Origin of the sequence: Actinomadura geliboluensis, from assembly GCF_043197915.1 — a bacterium.
In the GTDB taxonomy this organism is placed as follows: domain Bacteria; phylum Actinomycetota; class Actinomycetes; order Streptosporangiales; family Streptosporangiaceae; genus Spirillospora; species Spirillospora geliboluensis.
The window spans coordinates 184,897-201,487 of sequence record NZ_JBICUA010000008.1 but is presented as its reverse complement, the minus strand read 5'-3'; the positions used below and the strand labels follow the sequence as shown (position 1 = coordinate 201,487).

Below are 16,591 nucleotides of genomic sequence, written 5' to 3'. Positions count from 1 at the left end.
CGCCCCGGACTCGGAACGGAGGAGACCCCTCAGTCGCGCTCCTGTGCCTTCTCCTGCTTCTGGTGCTTCTTCGGCTTCTCCGGCCTGAACGACTCCAGGATCCGGTCGTAGAGCCGCTGGCCCGGCGTCCAGTCGGGATCGGGCGCGGAGAAACAGAACTCGTACCCGGCCGCCCGGCTGCACAGCACGTGCCTGACGCCGTCGCCCGTGCCCGACCGCCAGGTGAACTCCCATTCGGCGCCGCCCGCGGCGACCTCGGGGGCGGGTTCCAGCCGCAGCCTGCGGTAGCCCGGGAAGCGGTGCTCCCCCACCGCCCGGTGCTCCTCGGCGCGCAGCCCCGCGAGCGGATCGCCCGGTGCCGGGGAGATGCGCAGGCCCCGCCCCGCCCCGGCGTCCTTCCAGGTCATCACGGTGCCGCTGCGCTCGGACTGCCAGCCCGCCGGCACCCGCACCGAGTAGGCGCCCGTCTCGTGGTACTTCGCGGTCTTGGCGGTCACGCCCGCCGCCGGCCGCAGCGCCACCGCGTCGCTCTTGCCGATCGACGTCCAGCGGGCCGCCCAGGTGCCCGTGCCCGCCGCGAGGACGGCCAGCACCGCGACCCCGGCGACCGCCCCCGGCCGGAGCCGCCGCCCCCGGAACGACGGGGTCTTGAGCGGCGGGGTCTTGAACCGCGGGGCCTTGAACCGCGGAGGCTTGAACCACCGGCGGGAACGCGGCGAACCGCACGGCGCCTTCCCGCTGCGCAGTGTCCACGGGACGCGCGGCCCGCGCAAGGCCCGCCGCGTGGCCGGGACGCGCACCCGCTCGGGGCGCGGCGCCCGCGTGATGCCCGGTTCCGGGAGGTCGGCGACGACGTCCCGCAGCAGGTCCGCCGTGGCCTCGGCGGTCAGCCGCTCCTCCGGCCGCTGCCGCAGCAGCCCCTCGATGACGGGGGTCAGGGGGCCCGCCCGCGCCGGGCGCGCGTAGTCGCCCAGCATCACCGCCATCATCGACGCGAGGGCGTGGCAGCGCAGGAACGGGGCGAAACCCTCGACCGCCATGTAGAGCGTCGCGCCGAGCGACCACAGGTCGGACGCCGGCACGCTCAACTGCCCGTCGATGCGCTCCGGCGGAAGATAAGCGGGAGATCCCTCAATGCCCGTGGGCATTGTGTCGGCCAGCTCCCGGCCATTGTCCATTTGGACGGCGAGCCCGAAGTCGCTGAGCAGAACGCGGCCGTCGTCGCAGAGCAGCACATTGCTCGGCTTCACGTCGCGGTGCAGGATGCCCGCCTCGTGCGACGCCCGCAGCACCGACAGCACGGCGGCGCCGATCTGCGCCGTCCGCCGCACGCTCAGCGGGCCGTCCTCGATGACCAGCCGGTTCAGCGAGCACCCCGCCAGGAACTCCATGACGATCCAGGGCCGGCCGTCCTCCACGATCAGGTCGTGCACGGCGATCACGCCGGGATGCCGCAGCGCGGCCGTCGCGCGCGCCTCCTGCAGCAGCCGCCGGCACAGCACCCTGCGCTCGCTCTGCGTGATGCGCGCCGGCAGGTGCACCTCCTTGACGGCCACGTCCCGGTCGAGCATCTCGTCGTAGGCGCGCCACACGGTGCCCATGCCGCCCCTGCCGACCACAGAGAGCAGGCGATACCGCCGCGCGAGCGGTATCGGCCGATCCCCATTCATGACGTGGTTATTCGCCGGAACGCGCTCAAGGCACGCTCCCTCGGCATCAATTGTTTTTTGACCGCGGTCCAGCGAGAAAAGCGCGCGCAGCCGTGGTATAACCGCGCGGGCCGCATTTACCGGCGCGGTGCCGTCAGCCGAGGACGGTGCGCGCCCACTTGTAGTCGGACTTGCCCACGGCCGTGCGCTGCACCTCGTCCACCAGGGTGATCTGGCGCGGCAGCTTGTAGCCGGCGAGCCGGCCCCGGCAGTGCTCGGTGAGCTGCTCCAGCGTGACGGTCGTGCCGGGGCGGGGCGCGACGACGGCGGCGACGCGCTGCCCGAACCGCTCGTCGGGCAGGCCGACGACGACCGCGTCGTACACGTCCGGGTGGTCCTTCAGCGCGACCTCGACCTCCTCCGGGTAGACCTTCTCCCCGCCCGTGTTGATCACGAGGGAGCCGCGGCCGAGCAGGGTGATCGTCCCGTCCTCCTCCAGGCTCGCGAAGTCGCCGGGGATCGACCAGCGGGTGCCGTCGGCGGCGGTGAAGAACGTCGACGCCGTCTTCTCCGGGTCGTTGTAGTAGCCGAGCGGGATGTGGCCGCTGCGCGCGAGCCTGCCGATCTCGCCGGGCTTGACCACGTTGAGGTCGTCGTCCAGGACGGTGATGCCCGGCTTCATCATGAAGCGGGCCGTCCCCTCCTTGGAGTCGACGGACGGGCCGCACGCGCCGGTCTCCGAGGCGCCGTAGTTGTCGAGGAACATGATGGTCGGCAGGTGCTCCTGGAGGGCCTGCTTGGCGCCCTCGGTGAGCGGCGCGCCGCCGGACGCGATCGCGATCAGCGACGACGTGTCGTACCCGCCGCCCGCCAGCGCCTTCGCGACGGGCCGCGCCATGACGTCGCCGACCAGCATCAGCACGTTCGCCTTCTCCTCGGCGAGGAGCCGCAGCGCCTTGTCGGCGTCGAACGCGTGGTCGGTGTAGAGGACGACCTTGGCGCCGGTGAACAGCCCCATGTACGCGACCCACTGGCCGGCGCCGTGCATGACGGGCGCGCAGTCGAGGACGGCCATCCCCGGCTGGTCGGCGTTGGCGGCCAGTTCCTCGGGGCTGCCGATGGGGTCGCCGAGGACGTTCCCGCCGCCGAGCGCCCCGAAGAAGATGTCCTCGCAGCGCCACTCCACGCCCTTCGGGTAGCCGGTGGTGCCGCCGGTGTACATGATGTAGCGGTCGTCGCTCGAGCGCTCGGGGAAGTCGTCGCTCGGGTCGGCCGCCGCCAGCGCCTCTTCGTACTCGACGGCGCCGGGGATCTCGTCCGCCGAGCCGTCCTCCAGGACGACGACGTGCCGCAGCGCGGGCAGTTCCCCGCGGATCTCCTCCACCTTCGCCAAGAGCGAACGCTCCCCGATGAGCGCGACCGAGTCCGAGTCGGCGAGCACGTGGCGCAGCTCGGCGGCCACGTAGCGGTAGTTCACCGGGATCGGCACGGCGCGGGTCTTGAACGCGCCGAGCATCGCCTCGATCCACTCGGCCCGGTTGTAGGCGAGGATCGCGACGTGCTCGCCGGGCCGCACCCCGGCCGCCGCCAGATGGTGCCCGACCCGGCTCGCACGCTCGCTGAGCTGCCGGTACGTCCGCCGCTCGGTCCCCGCCACGAGGGCCGGACGGTCCGGTCCGGCGGCGGCCAGGATCTCGATCAGGTCGGCCAGGTTGTAGCTACGCGCCATGCCACGTCCTCGCGGGAGTCGGGGTGGGACCGATCCCGATCCTGCTCGTGGACGGCGCGTGAACTCAATGCCTATTGGCGTCCGGTCCAATGAGATGAGTCACATCCCACACCGCCTGATCCGGCCACGCGCGGGGTCCTTACACGGCTCTTATCTGGGTACCGGCATGCTTGGCCGTAACGATTCAGTATCAGACGGGGGTAGTGGTGAGCGCAGGCGCGATGGCGTGGACCCCGCCGACGTGGGAGGAGATCGTCAGCGAGCACTCGACGCGGGTGTTCCGGCTGGCGTACCGGCTGACCGGCAACCGGCACGATGCCGAGGACCTGACCCAGGACGTCTTCATCCGGGTGTTCCGCTCGCTGTCGTCGTACAGCCCCGGCACGTTCGAGGGCTGGCTGCACCGGATCACGACGAACCTGTTCCTCGACCGCGCCCGGCGCAAGCAGCGCATCCGGTTCGACTCCCTCGCCGACGACGCCGCCGAGCGTCTGCAGGGCCGGGAGCCGTCGCCCGCGCAGGCCTACGACGACCGGCACCTCGACGCCGACATCCAGCGGGCGCTGGACTCCCTCGCCCCCGAGTACCGCGCGGCGGTCGTGCTGTGCGACATCGAGGGGCTCTCCTATGAGGAGATCGCCGCGACCCTCAACGTGAAGCTCGGCACCGTCCGCTCCCGCATCCACCGCGGCCGCGGCCAGCTCCGCGAGGCCCTGGAGCACCGCCGCCCCGCCGAGTGCGCGCAGTGACGAGCATCACTAGTGACCGCTGAGTAACTTCCGGCCTACCCTGCGGCCGTGGACATCGTCTTCGACCGCCGCGGCGACGGACCGCCCCTCGTCCTGCTGCACGGCATCGGACACCGCCGCCAGGGCTGGGCCCCCGTCATGGACCTGCTCGCCGCCGAACGCGACGTCATCGCCGTCGACCTGCCCGGCTTCGGCGACTCCCCGGCGCTCCCGCCCGGCACCCCCTACACCCTCGACACCGCCCTCGACGCCCTCGCGGCGAGCTTCGCCGAGCTCGGCCTCGACCGGCCGCACGTCGCGGGCAACTCGCTCGGCGGCCTGTTCGCGCTCGAAGCCGCCGACCGCGGCCTCGCCAGCTCCGCCACCGCGCTGTCCCCGGCGGGCTTCTTCAACGCCCTCGAACTCCGCTACGGCATGTCGGTGCTGCGCGCCTCTCGCCTCGGCGCCCGCGTCCCGGAGACCTTCCTCACCCGCCTGGCCCGCTCGCCGCGCCGCCGCACGCTCATGTTCGGCATGATCTACGGCCGTCCCGACCTGATGGACATCGACGCCCTCACCGGCGACGCCCGCGCCATGCGCGACGCCCCGGGCTTCGAACCCACCCTCCGCGCCGGCCGCACCACCCGGTTCCGCGGCTCCTGCGCGGACGTCCCCGTGACCATCGCCTGGGGCACCAAGGACCGCCTGCTGCTGCGCAGCCAGGCCGTCCGCGCCCAGCGCCGGCTTCCGAACGCCCGCTTCGTCTGGCTGGAGGGCTGCGGCCACGTCCCCATGGCGGACGACCCGCCCCTGGTGGCCAAGATCCTCCTGGAGGGCAGCGCCCACCCGCTGAAGGCGCAGTCCGCCGCCTGAGCCCCGGCACGGCCGAGCGGTCACCGCGCTCGCGCTTCTATTCTAGTACTAGGATAGAAGCATGGCCGCCGAGTTGACGCCCGCCGAGCTGACCCTGCTCGGCCTGCTGATGGAGAAGCCGAGGCACGGCTACGAGCTGGACGAGGTCATCAGCGCCCGCGGCATGCGCGAGTGGACGGAGATCGGGTTCAGCTCGATCTACTACCTGCTGGCCCGGCTGCGCGACCGCGGGCTGATCGCCGAGATCGACGCGGAGCGGCCGGCGCGGGGCAAGGCACGGCGGGTGTACGGGCCCACGACCGAAGGGCGCCGGGCGTGCGCGCGGGCGGCCGAGGCGGCGGTGGCCGAACTCCGGCCGGTGTTCCCGCCCGTCCTGGTCGGCCTGGCCAACCAGCCGGTCATCCCGCCCGAGCGGCTGCGGGCCGCGCTCGACCGGCGGGCGGCGGCCCTCGCGGAGAAGATCGCCGAGATCGGCGCGGCCCGCGACGCCCAGCCGTGGATGCCCGGCTTCGCCCGCGCCGTCTTCGACTACACGCTCGGCCAACTGACCGCCGAACAGCAGTGGCTGGCCGCCTACCGGGCGGAACTGGCCGACGACCCCCGCCAGGAAGGCGACGGCCATGACCCGCTATGACATCAAGCAAGAGCTCAAGCAGTGCTACGCGCCGAGGAACCGCGACTGGGCTCTGGTGGACGTGCCCGCGCAGCGGTTCATCGCCGTCGACGGCAGCGGCGACCCGAACACCAGCGCCGACTATGCCCGCGCCGTCGAGGCGCTCTACACCGTCGCGTACACGATCAAGTTCGCCAGCAAGCGCACCCTTGACCGGGACTTCGTCGTCGGACCGCTCGAAGGGCTGTGGTGGTCCGACCGCCCGGAGGTGTTCACCGCCCGGGACAAGGACGCCTGGCAATGGCGCATGCTCATCAGCCAGCCCGACTGGATCACCGAAGACTTCATCGACGACGCCAAACAGACCGCCCTGACGAAGAAGGGCCTGCCCACCATCGCCGACGTCCGCTACGAGCCCATGCACGAGGGCCTCTGCGCCCAAGTCCTGCACATCGGGCCGTACGACGACGAGGGCCCCATCCTCGCCGCGCTCCATGGGGAGTACCTCGCGGCCAACAACCTGCGCATGACCGGGCACCACCACGAGGTCTACCTCGGCGACCCGCGCCGGAGCGCGCCCGCCAAGCTCAGGACCGTCCTCCGGCAGCCCGTCGAGCGGGCGGACTAGGTCGCCAGGACCGTCCCCAGGACGACGAGGGCGAGGCTGAGGAGGCCGATCGAGGCGCGCAGCAGCCCGGCGTTGCGCGCTCCGCCGCGCACGCGGGCCGCCAGCGAGGCGTCGTCCGGGTGGGCCAGGGCGTCGCGGCGCAGGCGGGTCATCCGGCGCGCCTGAAGGACGCCGAAGGCGAGCGCGGCGACGAGGGCGGCGGCCAGCACGGCGGTCGCGGTGAGGGTGCCGTCCCAGGGGCGGTCGGCGACCAGGGCCGCGCCGCTGCCGAGGGCCAGCACCAGCGCGCCGGTCCCCACACCCAGGTAGAGCCGGCCCAGCGCGCGGAAGAACGCGACCCGGTCACCGGGACCGAGCGTCCGGACGCTGACCCGCGCGACCACGCCGATCGCCACGAACCCGCCGACCCACACGGCCGAGGCGAGGACGAGGATGCAGGCGAGAACGACCTCGACTCCATGAGACATGTGCACCCGCCAGGCTTCCGCGCTGAGACCACCTATTTCTCACTTTTTTACAAGAATGACTGTGTAAATACAAGCCGGAAGCGGTGTGGTCCCGCTCGCTCTCCCGGTCTGAGCCGGGTTTTCGGACGGGCGGGGCCGGGAGTTCCGGGATGGCCGTGGAGGCGGAGCGGAGTGGCCACATGTGGACTCCGACATACGGCACAAACAGGCACATATGTCTCATGTTCGGCCACAAGTGTGCACTTGCTAATGAGGAGGGTGCCGGGCCGGCATGGCCCGGCACCCTTCTCGGGGGTGTGTCAGCCGGTCACCGGGAGGTCGCCGGTCACCGGGGTCGGGACCGGGGCCGGGCTGGACGGCGCCGACGGGGCGGGCGCCGGGGTCTCGGGCGGCGGACCGCTCGGCTTGCCGGGCTGCTCGGGCTCGCCGGGCTTCCCGGGCTTGCCGGCCTTGCCGCAGGTGACGGACGCGATGCTGAGCGTCTGCGTCTTGCCGGCCAGCGTCGCCACCACCTCGATCGCGGTGATCGTGAGGCTGCCGTCCTTGTCCTTGACGTGCTTGTTCAGCGTGATCGCGGCGGTGCCGAGGCCCTTCAGGTCGGCGTTGATCGCGGTGTTGGGCGTCGCGCCGAGCTTCAGCGTCCGGCCGTTGAGCGTCGCCTTCGTCAGGTGCGAGACGCCGTTGCCGTTCTCGCACTTGGCCGTCACGGCGTGCGCGGCGAGCCCGATGCGGGGCACCTTCAGGTCCGCGACGGACGCGCGGCCGTGACCGGACCAGGCGGCGACGTTGAGCAGGCCCGCCTCCACGAGGGGGTTGGCGGGCAGTTCGGCGAGGCTCTTGCGGGCCGGCTGCTGCGCGGACGACGTGACCGTCGGGGTCGCCGGGATCGCGACCGGGCCGGTCGCGGCGACGGCGGTGGCGGAGCCGGTGCCGCCGCTGGTGGCGGACGCGGCCGGGGCCAGGCCGAAGGGCAGGGCCAGCGCGCCGGCGACGGCGACGGCCTTGGTGAGTGACGGCAAACGCACGGTTTCTCCTCAAGTTGGGGGTGCAACGGGACCGGCCACGCGGCCGGAGGTCTGGGTCAGGCGGTGACGAGCACGGGGGTGCCGAGCGGCACCTTGGCCAGCCGCTTCAGCGCGTCCGCCGGGACGCGGACGCAGCCATGCGTGACGGCCTTGCCGAAGACGTCCTTGGACGGCCAGCCGTGGAAGGCGACCGTGCCGGGCCCTCCGCCGAAGGTGTCGAGCGTGTCGGAGTGCGCGCCGACCGGCAGGATCAGCGGGCTGTAGGTCGGTTTCGCGGGGGCGAGGGAGGCGAGCATGAACGTCCGGCCGGTGGGGGTGGGCGTCTTCGGCGCGCCGACGGCCACGGTCCAGGCGCCGACCTTGCGGCCCGCGTCGTAGAGGGCCATCCTGCGGTCGCCGAGGTCGACCTTGACGACGTGTCCGCTGCGCGCGGCCTTCAGTCCGGTGTCGGGGATCCAGCCGGTCACGCCGTTGGGGCGGCTCGGCAGCAGCACGCGCCGCCAGCCGGGCCGGGACTCGACGACGGGCACCCAGGTGGGGCCCTTCAGCTGGGTGCTCGGCAGTTCGGCGACGGCGGGCGCGCCGGGCTTGGCGGAGATCGGGGTCGCGGCCTCGGGGTGCACCACCGTCCCGTCGCCCGCGGTGGCCGCGGTGTCCGTCGGCAGGTCGTCGAGGGTCGTGTAGGTGGTCGCCTGCGGCAGCGCGGTCGCGCCCTTGGCCGGGGCGGCCTTCGCCGGTCCGGGCTCGCTCCCGCCGCCGCAGCCGGTGACGAGCAGGGCCGCCGCCAGCAGGACGGCGGGGACCGCGACCCCGGCCGCCGGCAGGGCGGCGCGCGGTGGTGCATCGCTCACGAAGACTCCAATGATCCCGCCGGAGGGACTCCGGCTCGCCTCTGTGCCCGCTGATTACGCATGAGGCGCGCCGGAGGTTGCACGCTGTGTGGACCGAGTTGCAGGCGGTGAACCACCCCTCCCCGGCGGGCCACCGCGCGGGCGTGGAACAATCCGGGATTGACAGGTGTTTGAACCCTCAACTAACCTTCGACGAGTCGTTGAAGTTTCAAGCAACTACCTCTACGGGAGTCACCATGAGCATCGCCGCCGTCGCCCCCGAGCTGACCGCCGGGACCTGGAACATCGACCCCGGGCACTCCGAGGTCACCTTCGTGATCCGGCACCTGATGACCAAGGTGCGCGGCACCTTCACCGAGTTCACCGGCTCGGTGCAGCTCGCCGAGGAGCTCAGCGAGTCGACCGCGACCGCCGAGATCCAGGTCGGCTCGCTCGACACCCGCAACCCCGACCGGGACGCGCACGTGCGCACCTCCGACGTCCTCGACGTCGAGAAGTTCCCGACCATGACCTTCGCGACCAAGGGCGTGCGGGCCGAGGGCGGCGAGTACTTCCTCGACGGCGACCTGACCATCAAGGGCGTCACCCGCCCGGTCACCCTGTCCGTGGAGTTCAACGGCGTCGCCGAGGACCCGTGGGGCGGGACGCGCGCCGGGTTCTCCGCCGAGACCTCGATCAACCGCAAGGACTGGGGCATCGAGTTCAACGTCCCGCTGAAGGGCGAGAAGGCCCTGCTCAGCGACAAGGTCGACATCCAGCTGGAAATCCAGGCCGTCCGCGCCTGAGCGTCCCCGCACCCCCGCTTCAGCGAGAAGGGCCGTCCGGTTTCGGGCGGCCCTTCTCGCGTCCCTGCGGCGGGACGAGCGGCAGCCGGAGCGCGAACCGGGCCCCGGCGGCGCGGTGGTCCTCGACCCGCAGCGTCCCGCCGTGCGCCCGCGCGATCTCGCGGGCGATCGCGAGGCCGAGGCCGGTGCCGCCGGCGTCCCGGCTGCGGGCGGTGTCGAGCCGGGTGAAGCGCTGGAAGACGCGCTCCCGGTCGGCGGGCGGGATGCCCGGCCCGTCGTCGGTGACGGCGAGCAGCGCCAGCCCGTCCTCCCGCCGCACCTCCACCGTGATGGACGACCCGGCGAACCGCTCGGCGTTGTCGAGCAGGTTCCCGAGCAGCCGGACGAGCTGCATCCGCACCCCGCGCACCGGGACGCCCGCGGACAGCTCCGCGGCGATCCGCACCGGGAACGTGCGGCGTCGCAGCTCCGCGCCGGTGAGCACGGCCAGGTCGATCGGCTCCTGCACCGCCGTCCCGCTCGTGCCGATGCGGGCGAGCAGCAGCAGGTCGGTGACGATCGACTCCAGCCGGTCGGTGTCGCGCAGCGCCGACCGGACGACCTCCCGCAGGTCGGTGTCGTCGGGGTGCATCGCGGCGTCCTCCAGGTTCGCCCGGAGGCCGGCGATCGGCGTGCGCAGCTCGTGCGAGGCGTCGGAGGCGAACTGGCGCTGCCGCGCGACCGCGCGCTCCAGCCGGTCGAGCGTCGCGTTCGCGGTGCGGGCGAGCTGGGCGATCTCGTCCTCGCCGGGCGGCTGCGGGACGCGCCGGCTGAGGTCGGTGGCGCCGATCTCGGCGAGCTGCGCGCGGATGGCCTCGACCGGGCCGAGGGTGCGGCCGACGATCCGCCAGGTGACCCACGCGACGCCCCCGGCGAGCAGCAGGACCGCGGCGCCGAGCACCCCCTCCAGCACCCCGTTCACCAGGTAGGACGGCAGCCGCTCCGCGGCGTACACGACGACGGAGTCCGGCGCGGTGCTGACCCGGATCGCCTCGACGACGTAGCAGTCCCGGCGCGGCCAGGCGCCGTCGCACACGGTGAAGTCGCGGACGCGCAGGTTGCTCGACGGCCAGAGTCTGCTCACCGGCGGGCGGTGCGCCGCGCCGGGCGTGGCGTTCGTCACCCGCCCGCCGGGCTCGACGACCTGGATGAGGAGGCGCCCCCTGGTGTCGTCGGGGATCGCGCCCTCCAGCGAGCCGTCGCGGACGCCGCCGCTGACGCGGCGCGCGTCCACCTGGGTCTGCCGGAGGAGATCGGCCTTGACGTCGACGCGCACGGCGACGTCGACGCCGGCCGCCGTGATGCCGAACACGAACGCGGCGATGACGGCGGCGGCGAGCGTGTCCCGGGCCCGGATGGACCGGGGGCGCATGCGCATGGTCCCTCCCGGGGAGACACGTTATCCATCGCTCACCGACGGGGAGTCCCACCATGGATGCCGGGTTTTCGCCTTCGCTTACCGGGACATCCCGTTTTATGACGGTTCCTCCGAAGCACAGGGACGGACACATGGGCAGGGACGTGGCTTCGGTCACCATCAGCGGCGAGGACCGGCGGCGGTATCGCGACAAGGTGCGCAGGTGCCTCGACGTGCTGGCCCGCATGCTGGGCGAATCCCAGTTCGACTTCGAACGCCCGCACATCGGGCTGGAGATCGAGCTCAACCTGATCGACGCGCTCGGCGACCCGCTGATGCGCAACGCGGACGTCCTCAAGGCGATCGCCGACCCGGCCTGGGCGACGGAGCTCGGCCAGTTCAACCTGGAGATCAACATCCCGCCGCGCGAGCTCGGCGGGGAGAGCACCGGCGAGCTGGAGGCCGAGGTCCGCGACCACCTCCGGCACGCCGACGACCGCGCCACCGAGGTCGGCGGCCGGCTCCTCATGATCGGCATCCTGCCGACCCTGCGGCGCACCGACATCGGTGAGGAGACCCTCTCCGCCAACGCCCGCTACAAGATGCTCAACGACCAGATCTTCGCCGCCCGCGGCGAGGAGATGCGCATCGCGATCGACGGGCGCGAACCGCTGCGCATGCACGCCGACACGATCATCCCCGAGGCCGCCTGCACCAGCGTCCAGTTCCACCTCCAGGTCAGCCCCGACCAGTTCGGCGCGTACTGGAACGCCGCCCAGGCCATCGCCGGCCCCCAGGTCGCGATGGGCGCCAACTCCCCGTTCCTGTTCGGGCACCGGCTCTGGCACGAGACCCGGATCACGCTGTTCGAGCAGGCCACCGACACCCGCCCCGACGAGCTGAAGACGCAGGGCGTCCGCCCTCGGGTCTGGTTCGGCGAGCGCTGGATCACGTCCGTCTTCGACCTGTTCGAGGAGAACACCCGCTACTTCCCGTCGCTGCTGCCGCTGTGCGACGACGAGGACCCCCGCGAGGTGCTGGACGACGGCCGCATCCCCGAACTCGGCGAGCTCACCCTCCACAACGGCACGATCTACCGCTGGAACCGCCCCATCTACGCGGTCGTGAAAGGGCGCCCGCACCTGCGCGTCGAGAACCGGGTGCTGCCCGCCGGGCCGACCGTCGCCGACGTCGTCGCCAACGGCGCCTTCTACTACGGCGTCGTCCGGATGCTCGCCGAGGCCGACCGCCCCGTCTGGACCCGGATGTCCTTCGCCACCGCCGAGGAGAACCTGCACCGCGCCGCCCGCGACGGCCTCGACTCGACCCTCTACTGGCCCGGCATGGGCGAGGTGCCCGCCGCCGAACTCGTCCTCCGCAAGCTGCTGCCGCTCGCCCACGAGGGCCTCGACCGGTGGGGCGTCGACCCCGCCCGCCGCGACCGGCTCCTCGGCATCATCGAGCGGCGCTGCGTCACCGGGCAGACCGGCGCCGCCTGGCAGATCGCCACCGTCAACGCCATCGAGGAGTCGTCGGGCACGTCCCGCCACGACGCGCTCCGCATGATGACCCGCTCCTACACCGAGCACATGCGCGCCAACACCCCCGTCCACCTGTGGCCCACCGGGCCCTGATCTTCACGGCACCTCCACATTCCACGCCCTGCGCACGCATACCGGGCTCTTAGAGTCTGGTCCCGTGACGGGTAACGAGACTCGCGTCCTCGTGGTCGAGGACGAGCCGACGATCGCGCGCGCCGTGGCGGACCGGCTGGCCGCCGAGGGCTTCGGCGTGGAGACCGCCGGCGACGGACCCTCGGCGGTCGAGCGGGCGCGCGCGTACGAGCCGCACCTCATCGTGCTGGACGTGATGCTGCCCGGATTCGACGGCCTCGAGGTGTGCCGCCGCGTCCAGGCCGAGCGCCCCGTGCCGGTGCTCATGCTGACCGCGCGCGACGACGAGACGGACCTCCTCGTGGGACTCGGCGTCGGCGCCGACGACTACGTGACCAAGCCGTTCAGCATGCGCGAGCTGGTCGCGCGCATCCGGGCGGTGCTGCGGCGCGTCGAGCGGCCCGCCATGGAGCCCGCCGACGGCGCCGTGCGCGTCGGGGCGCTGGAGATCGACGAGCGCGCCCGCCGCGTCCGCCGGGACGGCCGCGAGGTGCACCTCACCCCCACCGAGTTCGACCTGCTCACCTGCCTGCTGCGCAACCGCGGGGCGGTGCTGACCCGCGCCGTCCTGCTGGAGCAGGTGTGGGACTGGGCGGACGCCTCCGGGACCCGCGTCGTCGACAGCCACGTGAAGGCGCTGCGCCGCAAGCTGGGGCAGGAGCTGATCCGCACGGTGCACGGCGTCGGCTACAGCCTGGAGCCGGCGCCGTGACCCCGATCGTCCACAGGCTGTGGGCGCGGCTGCCCCGCCCGCTGGACCCGCTCCGGTCGATCAAGGTGAAGTTCGGCGTCGTGGTCGTCGTGACCGCGTGCGTCGCCGTGCTGATCGTCCTGTGGGGGTACCCGATGGGGTTCCGCGCGCGGCAGACGATGCCGGTCGGCGTGCTGATCTCCCTCGTCGTGATACAGCTCCTCGCGCACGGGATGACGGCGCCGCTCCGGGAGATGACGGCGGCGGCTCGGGCGATGGCGCGCGGCGACTACAGCCGCCGGGTGCGGGCCACGTCGCGGGACGAGGTCGGCGAGCTGGCGCAGGCGTTCAACCGGATGGCCGCGGACCTCGCCGAGGTGGAGCAGCAGCGCCGCGACTTCGTCGCGAACGTCTCGCACGAGCTGCGGACCCCGATCAGCGCGCTGCGGGCCGTCCTGGAGAACGTCGCGGACGGCGTCACCCCGGCGACGCCCGACGTCCTCGAGACCGCGCTCGACCAGACCGAGCGGCTCGGGCGGCTCGTCACCCAGCTCCTCGACCTGTCGCGCGTCGAAGCGGGAGCGGCCGTCCTCGACCTCGCCGACATCGACGTGGCCGAGTTCGTGGACGGCGTCATCGCCGAGGCCCGCGCCGGGCACCCGGAGGCCGTGTTCGCGACGGACGTCGCCACCGACCTGCACGCCGTCGCCGACCGCGACCGGCTCCACCAGATCGTCGCGAACCTGCTCGACAACGCGGCCCGGCACGGCCCGGACGGCCGCCCCGTCACGGTCACCGCGCGTCCCGCGAACCTTCCGGGCGGATTGATCATCGAAGTGGCCGATGAGGGACCCGGCATTCCACCCGAAGAGCGGGCCCGCGTGTTCGAACGCTTCTCCCGCGGCACCGCGTCCGGCACCCGCGCCGGCACCCCCGGCGGCGGCACCGGCCTCGGCCTCGCCATCGCGAACTGGGCCACGGACCTGCACGGCGGCGACATCACCGTCCTGGACACCCCGACCGGCTGCCGCATCCGCGTCCTGATCCCCCCGACGACCGGAGACCCCACATGACCCAGACCCCCGAGGACCCGCCCGAACCTCCCGCCCCCGGCGAGGCCGCGGACCAGACGCCGACCCCCGACGCGGGCGGACCGCCCGGTGCCGACGGAGCACCCGGTGCCGACGGAGCACCCGGTGCCGAGCCGGCTGCGACGCCCTACGCGAAGCCGGGCCGGACGCCCGCGGCGGGTGGCGAGGGCGCACCCGCGGCGGCGGGCGCCGCCCGGCCGCCGGTGGCGGGCGGGTTCGTGCCGCCCGGGACGGCGCCGCCTCCGGGCGCGGTGCCCTATCCGCCGTATCAGGGGCGGCCGGGGCAGCCGTTGTACGGGGCGCGGCCGGGGTATCCGGCGCCGCCGCTCGTGTACGCGCCCACCAAGCTCGAAAAGGCGCTGAAGGCGTGGAAGCGGCCGGCGCGGCCGATGGCGCCGTCGCTGCTGGCCGGCATGCTGATCGCCGGAGCGATCGGGGCCGTCACGGTCGGGCCGCCGCTGCGGGAGGGGCTGTTCGGCGTCGGCGCCGTCATCGCCGCCGTGGCCGTCGCGTACGTGGCGGCGGCGTCGGCGTGGTCGGCGGGACGGATGGTCCGGCCCGGCTCCGGGAAGCGGCGGCCGCGGGTCAACCGGACGGCGATCGTGTTCGGGCTGCTCTCCCTCGGCCTGGCCTCGACCGTCGCGCTGCGGGAGGCGGAATGGGTCGTCGTGCCCGCGCTGCTGCTCGCCGTCGCCGTCGGGTCGTACGCGGCGTCCGGCGGGCGGTCGTGGGCGGAGGTCCTGCTCGGCGGGCTCGCGGTCGTGCCCGCGGGCGGCGCCATGCTGCCCTGGGTCGCGGAGAGCGCTTACGGGACGGTCACGTCCGACAAGAGCAGGGCGTGGCCGGTCATCCGGACGTCCCTCATCGCGGGCGGGCTGATCGCGGTGTTCGGCGCGCTGTTCGTCGGGGCGGACGCGGCGTTCGGCAGCCTCGCCTCGGGCCTCGTCCCCGAGGTGTCGCCGTTCTCGGTGGTCGTCTACGGGGCCGCCGGCGTCGTGACGATGGCGCTGGCGTCCGCCGGGGCCTACCTCGGGCAGGCGCCGCCGCCGCTGCGCATGCTGGCCCCCGGCCGCGGCAGGCCCGCCGGGCGCTGGTCGTGGGCGGTGCCGATCGCGGCGCTCGACCTGCTGTTCCTGCTGTTCTGCGCGATCCAGGCCGGGGTGTTCCTCGCCGACGACAAGGACGAGCTGCTGCGCTCGACCGGCCTCACCTACGCCGAGTACGCGCGGCAGGGGTTCTTCCAGCTCGTCGTGGTGACCGTGCTGGTGCTCGTGGTCGTCGCCGTCGCGAAGCGCTACGCCCCGGACCGGGGCCGGGGCGACGACGTGACCGTCCGGGTGCTGCTCGGGCTGCTGTGCGGGCTGACGCTCGTCGTCGTCGCGGTCGCGCTGCGCCGCCTCTACCTGTACGAGGAGACGTTCGGCTGGACGCGGCTGCGGCTGTGGGTGCACGCGTTCGAGCTGTGGCTCGGCCTCGTCGTGGTGCTGGTGGCCGTCGCCGGGGTGGTGCGGGGGCGCGTCCCCTGGCTGCCGCGCGCGGTCGCGGGCAGCGGCGCGGCGGCGATGATCGCCCTCGCGCTGCTCAACCCGGACGGGTTCATCGCCGAGCACAACGTCGCCCGGCACGCCGAGACCGGCAAGATCGACGTCCCGTACCTGCGGGACCTGTCCGCCGACGCGGTGCCCGCGCTGGACCGGCTGCCGGAGCCGCTCCGGACGTGCGCCCTGCGCGAGATCGCCTACGACCTGGACCAGGACGAGCCGGCGATGAGCGCCAACCTCGCGCGGGCGCGGGCCAGGAAGATCCTGGAGCGGCGCCCGGCCGACGGCTCGGTGGACTGCTTCAGCTCGTCTCGTCCATCGTGAGCAGGGCGTAGGCGGCGAGCGTCGAGTCGTCGGTGATGCGGCCCGCCCTGATGAGCGCCTTGAACTCGTCCCTGGACACCCACTTCTGCCGCATGTCCTGCTCTTCGGGCTCCCGGTCGGCCTCCCCGGCCGCGAGGTCGGACGCGACGAAGATGTCGAAGCCCTGGCCGCTCGTCCCGTGCGAGCAGTTCAGGTGGCCGAGGTGCCGCAGCGTCCCGGCGCGCAGGCCCGTCTCCTGGGCGAGTTCGAGGCGGGCGAGCTCCTCCGGGTCGGCGGCCCGCCGGCCGGGGAGCGAGCCCTGCGGGAAGCTCCAGGTGCGCCTGCCGATCGGGTACCGGTACTCCTCGACGAGGTGGAAGCCGCCGTCCTCGACGGGGATGACCAGCACGAAGTCGGGCTTGTCGACGACGCCGTAGATGCCGCGCGAGCCGTCCAGGCGCTCGACCTCGTCCTCCCGGACGACCATCCAGGGGTTCTCGTAGACGATCCGCGATGCGACCTGGCGGACTGCGGGCTCTTCGGTCATG

The 16,591-nt window shown here is 73.2% G+C and carries 16 protein-coding genes; 9 read left to right on the top strand and 7 right to left on the bottom strand.

Going from position 1 to position 16,591, the window contains the following annotated elements; translation table 11 throughout:
• Positions 1–29 precede the first annotated feature (29 nt).
• Positions 30–1,670, bottom strand: coding sequence for a serine/threonine-protein kinase (locus tag ACGFI1_RS25785; protein WP_392788609.1), 1,641 nt, complete (start codon positions 1,668–1,670; stop codon positions 30–32).
• A gap of 133 nt (positions 1,671–1,803) precedes the next feature.
• Positions 1,804–3,378, bottom strand: a complete 1,575-nt coding sequence (locus tag ACGFI1_RS25780; protein ID WP_392788606.1) for an acyl-CoA synthetase — start codon at positions 3,376–3,378, stop codon at positions 1,804–1,806.
• 221 nt (positions 3,379–3,599) lie between these two features.
• Between ACGFI1_RS25780 and sigE the strand changes: the two genes are divergently transcribed.
• The 4 genes from sigE to ACGFI1_RS25760 all read left to right on the top strand — a co-directional run bounded on the left by sigE (position 3,600) and on the right by ACGFI1_RS25760 (position 6,220).
• Complete coding sequence (sigE, locus tag ACGFI1_RS25775; RefSeq protein WP_138639281.1) at positions 3,600–4,127, top strand: RNA polymerase sigma factor SigE; 528 nt, start codon at positions 3,600–3,602, stop codon at positions 4,125–4,127.
• 48 nt (positions 4,128–4,175) lie between these two features.
• Positions 4,176–4,979 carry an alpha/beta fold hydrolase gene (locus tag ACGFI1_RS25770; RefSeq protein ID WP_392788604.1) on the top strand — a complete coding sequence of 268 codons (804 nt, stop codon included), beginning with the start codon at positions 4,176–4,178 and terminating at the stop codon, positions 4,977–4,979.
• A gap of 61 nt (positions 4,980–5,040) precedes the next feature.
• On the top strand, positions 5,041–5,613 hold the full coding sequence (locus tag ACGFI1_RS25765; protein ID WP_392788601.1) for a PadR family transcriptional regulator: 573 nt from the start codon (positions 5,041–5,043) through the stop codon (positions 5,611–5,613).
• Positions 5,600–6,220, top strand: a complete 621-nt coding sequence (locus tag ACGFI1_RS25760) for a GyrI-like domain-containing protein (protein ID WP_392788599.1) — start codon at positions 5,600–5,602, stop codon at positions 6,218–6,220. The genes ACGFI1_RS25765 and ACGFI1_RS25760 overlap by 14 nt, the downstream gene beginning before the upstream one ends.
• Here the strand turns inward: ACGFI1_RS25760 and ACGFI1_RS25755 are convergent.
• The 3 genes from ACGFI1_RS25755 to ACGFI1_RS25745 all read right to left on the bottom strand — a co-directional run bounded on the left by ACGFI1_RS25755 (position 6,217) and on the right by ACGFI1_RS25745 (position 8,563).
• A complete protein-coding gene (locus tag ACGFI1_RS25755) occupies positions 6,217–6,687 on the bottom strand; it encodes a hypothetical protein (protein WP_392788597.1) in 471 nt (156 codons plus the stop codon). The two genes, ACGFI1_RS25760 and ACGFI1_RS25755, sit on opposite strands and share 4 nt — an antisense overlap.
• Positions 6,688–6,986: 299 nt before the next feature.
• A complete protein-coding gene (locus tag ACGFI1_RS25750; RefSeq protein WP_392788594.1) occupies positions 6,987–7,712 on the bottom strand; it encodes a hypothetical protein in 726 nt (241 codons plus the stop codon).
• Positions 7,713–7,768: 56 nt separating this feature from the next.
• The gene (locus ACGFI1_RS25745) at positions 7,769–8,563 is read right to left on the bottom strand and encodes a L,D-transpeptidase (protein WP_392788593.1); all 795 of its coding nucleotides are present in this window, start codon (positions 8,561–8,563) and stop codon (positions 7,769–7,771) included.
• Positions 8,564–8,799: 236 nt separating this feature from the next.
• On the opposite strand from ACGFI1_RS25745, the gene ACGFI1_RS25740 reads away from it, so the two are divergent.
• Complete coding sequence (locus tag ACGFI1_RS25740; RefSeq protein ID WP_301174481.1) at positions 8,800–9,348, top strand: YceI family protein; 549 nt, start codon at positions 8,800–8,802, stop codon at positions 9,346–9,348.
• Positions 9,349–9,367: 19 nt separating this feature from the next.
• Here ACGFI1_RS25740 and ACGFI1_RS25735 read toward each other — a convergent pair whose 3' ends face one another.
• Positions 9,368–10,765, bottom strand: a complete 1,398-nt coding sequence (locus ACGFI1_RS25735) for a sensor histidine kinase (RefSeq protein ID WP_392788590.1) — start codon at positions 10,763–10,765, stop codon at positions 9,368–9,370.
• A gap of 131 nt (positions 10,766–10,896) precedes the next feature.
• Here ACGFI1_RS25735 and ACGFI1_RS25730 point away from each other — a divergent pair, with 131 nt between their 5' ends.
• From ACGFI1_RS25730 to ACGFI1_RS25715, 4 genes are all read left to right on the top strand, one after another.
• On the top strand, positions 10,897–12,378 hold the full coding sequence (locus tag ACGFI1_RS25730; RefSeq protein WP_138641381.1) for a glutamate--cysteine ligase: 1,482 nt from the start codon (positions 10,897–10,899) through the stop codon (positions 12,376–12,378).
• A 64-nt stretch (positions 12,379–12,442) separates the two neighbouring features.
• Positions 12,443–13,129 (top strand): response regulator transcription factor, encoded by a 687-nt coding sequence (locus ACGFI1_RS25725; protein WP_138641382.1) that lies wholly within the window; start codon positions 12,443–12,445, stop codon positions 13,127–13,129.
• Entirely contained in the window at positions 13,126–14,181 is a 1,056-nt protein-coding gene (locus ACGFI1_RS25720) for a HAMP domain-containing sensor histidine kinase (RefSeq protein WP_392788587.1), read from the top strand. Before ACGFI1_RS25725 ends, ACGFI1_RS25720 begins: the two co-directional genes overlap by 4 nt.
• The gene (locus tag ACGFI1_RS25715; protein WP_392788585.1) at positions 14,178–16,064 is read left to right on the top strand and encodes a DUF4153 domain-containing protein; all 1,887 of its coding nucleotides are present in this window, start codon (positions 14,178–14,180) and stop codon (positions 16,062–16,064) included. Before ACGFI1_RS25720 ends, ACGFI1_RS25715 begins: the two co-directional genes overlap by 4 nt.
• Here the strand turns inward: ACGFI1_RS25715 and ACGFI1_RS25710 are convergent.
• The gene (locus tag ACGFI1_RS25710) at positions 16,042–16,590 is read right to left on the bottom strand and encodes an NUDIX domain-containing protein (RefSeq protein WP_392788582.1); all 549 of its coding nucleotides are present in this window, start codon (positions 16,588–16,590) and stop codon (positions 16,042–16,044) included. The genes ACGFI1_RS25715 and ACGFI1_RS25710 overlap by 23 nt on opposite strands.
• Position 16,591 lies beyond the last annotated feature (1 nt).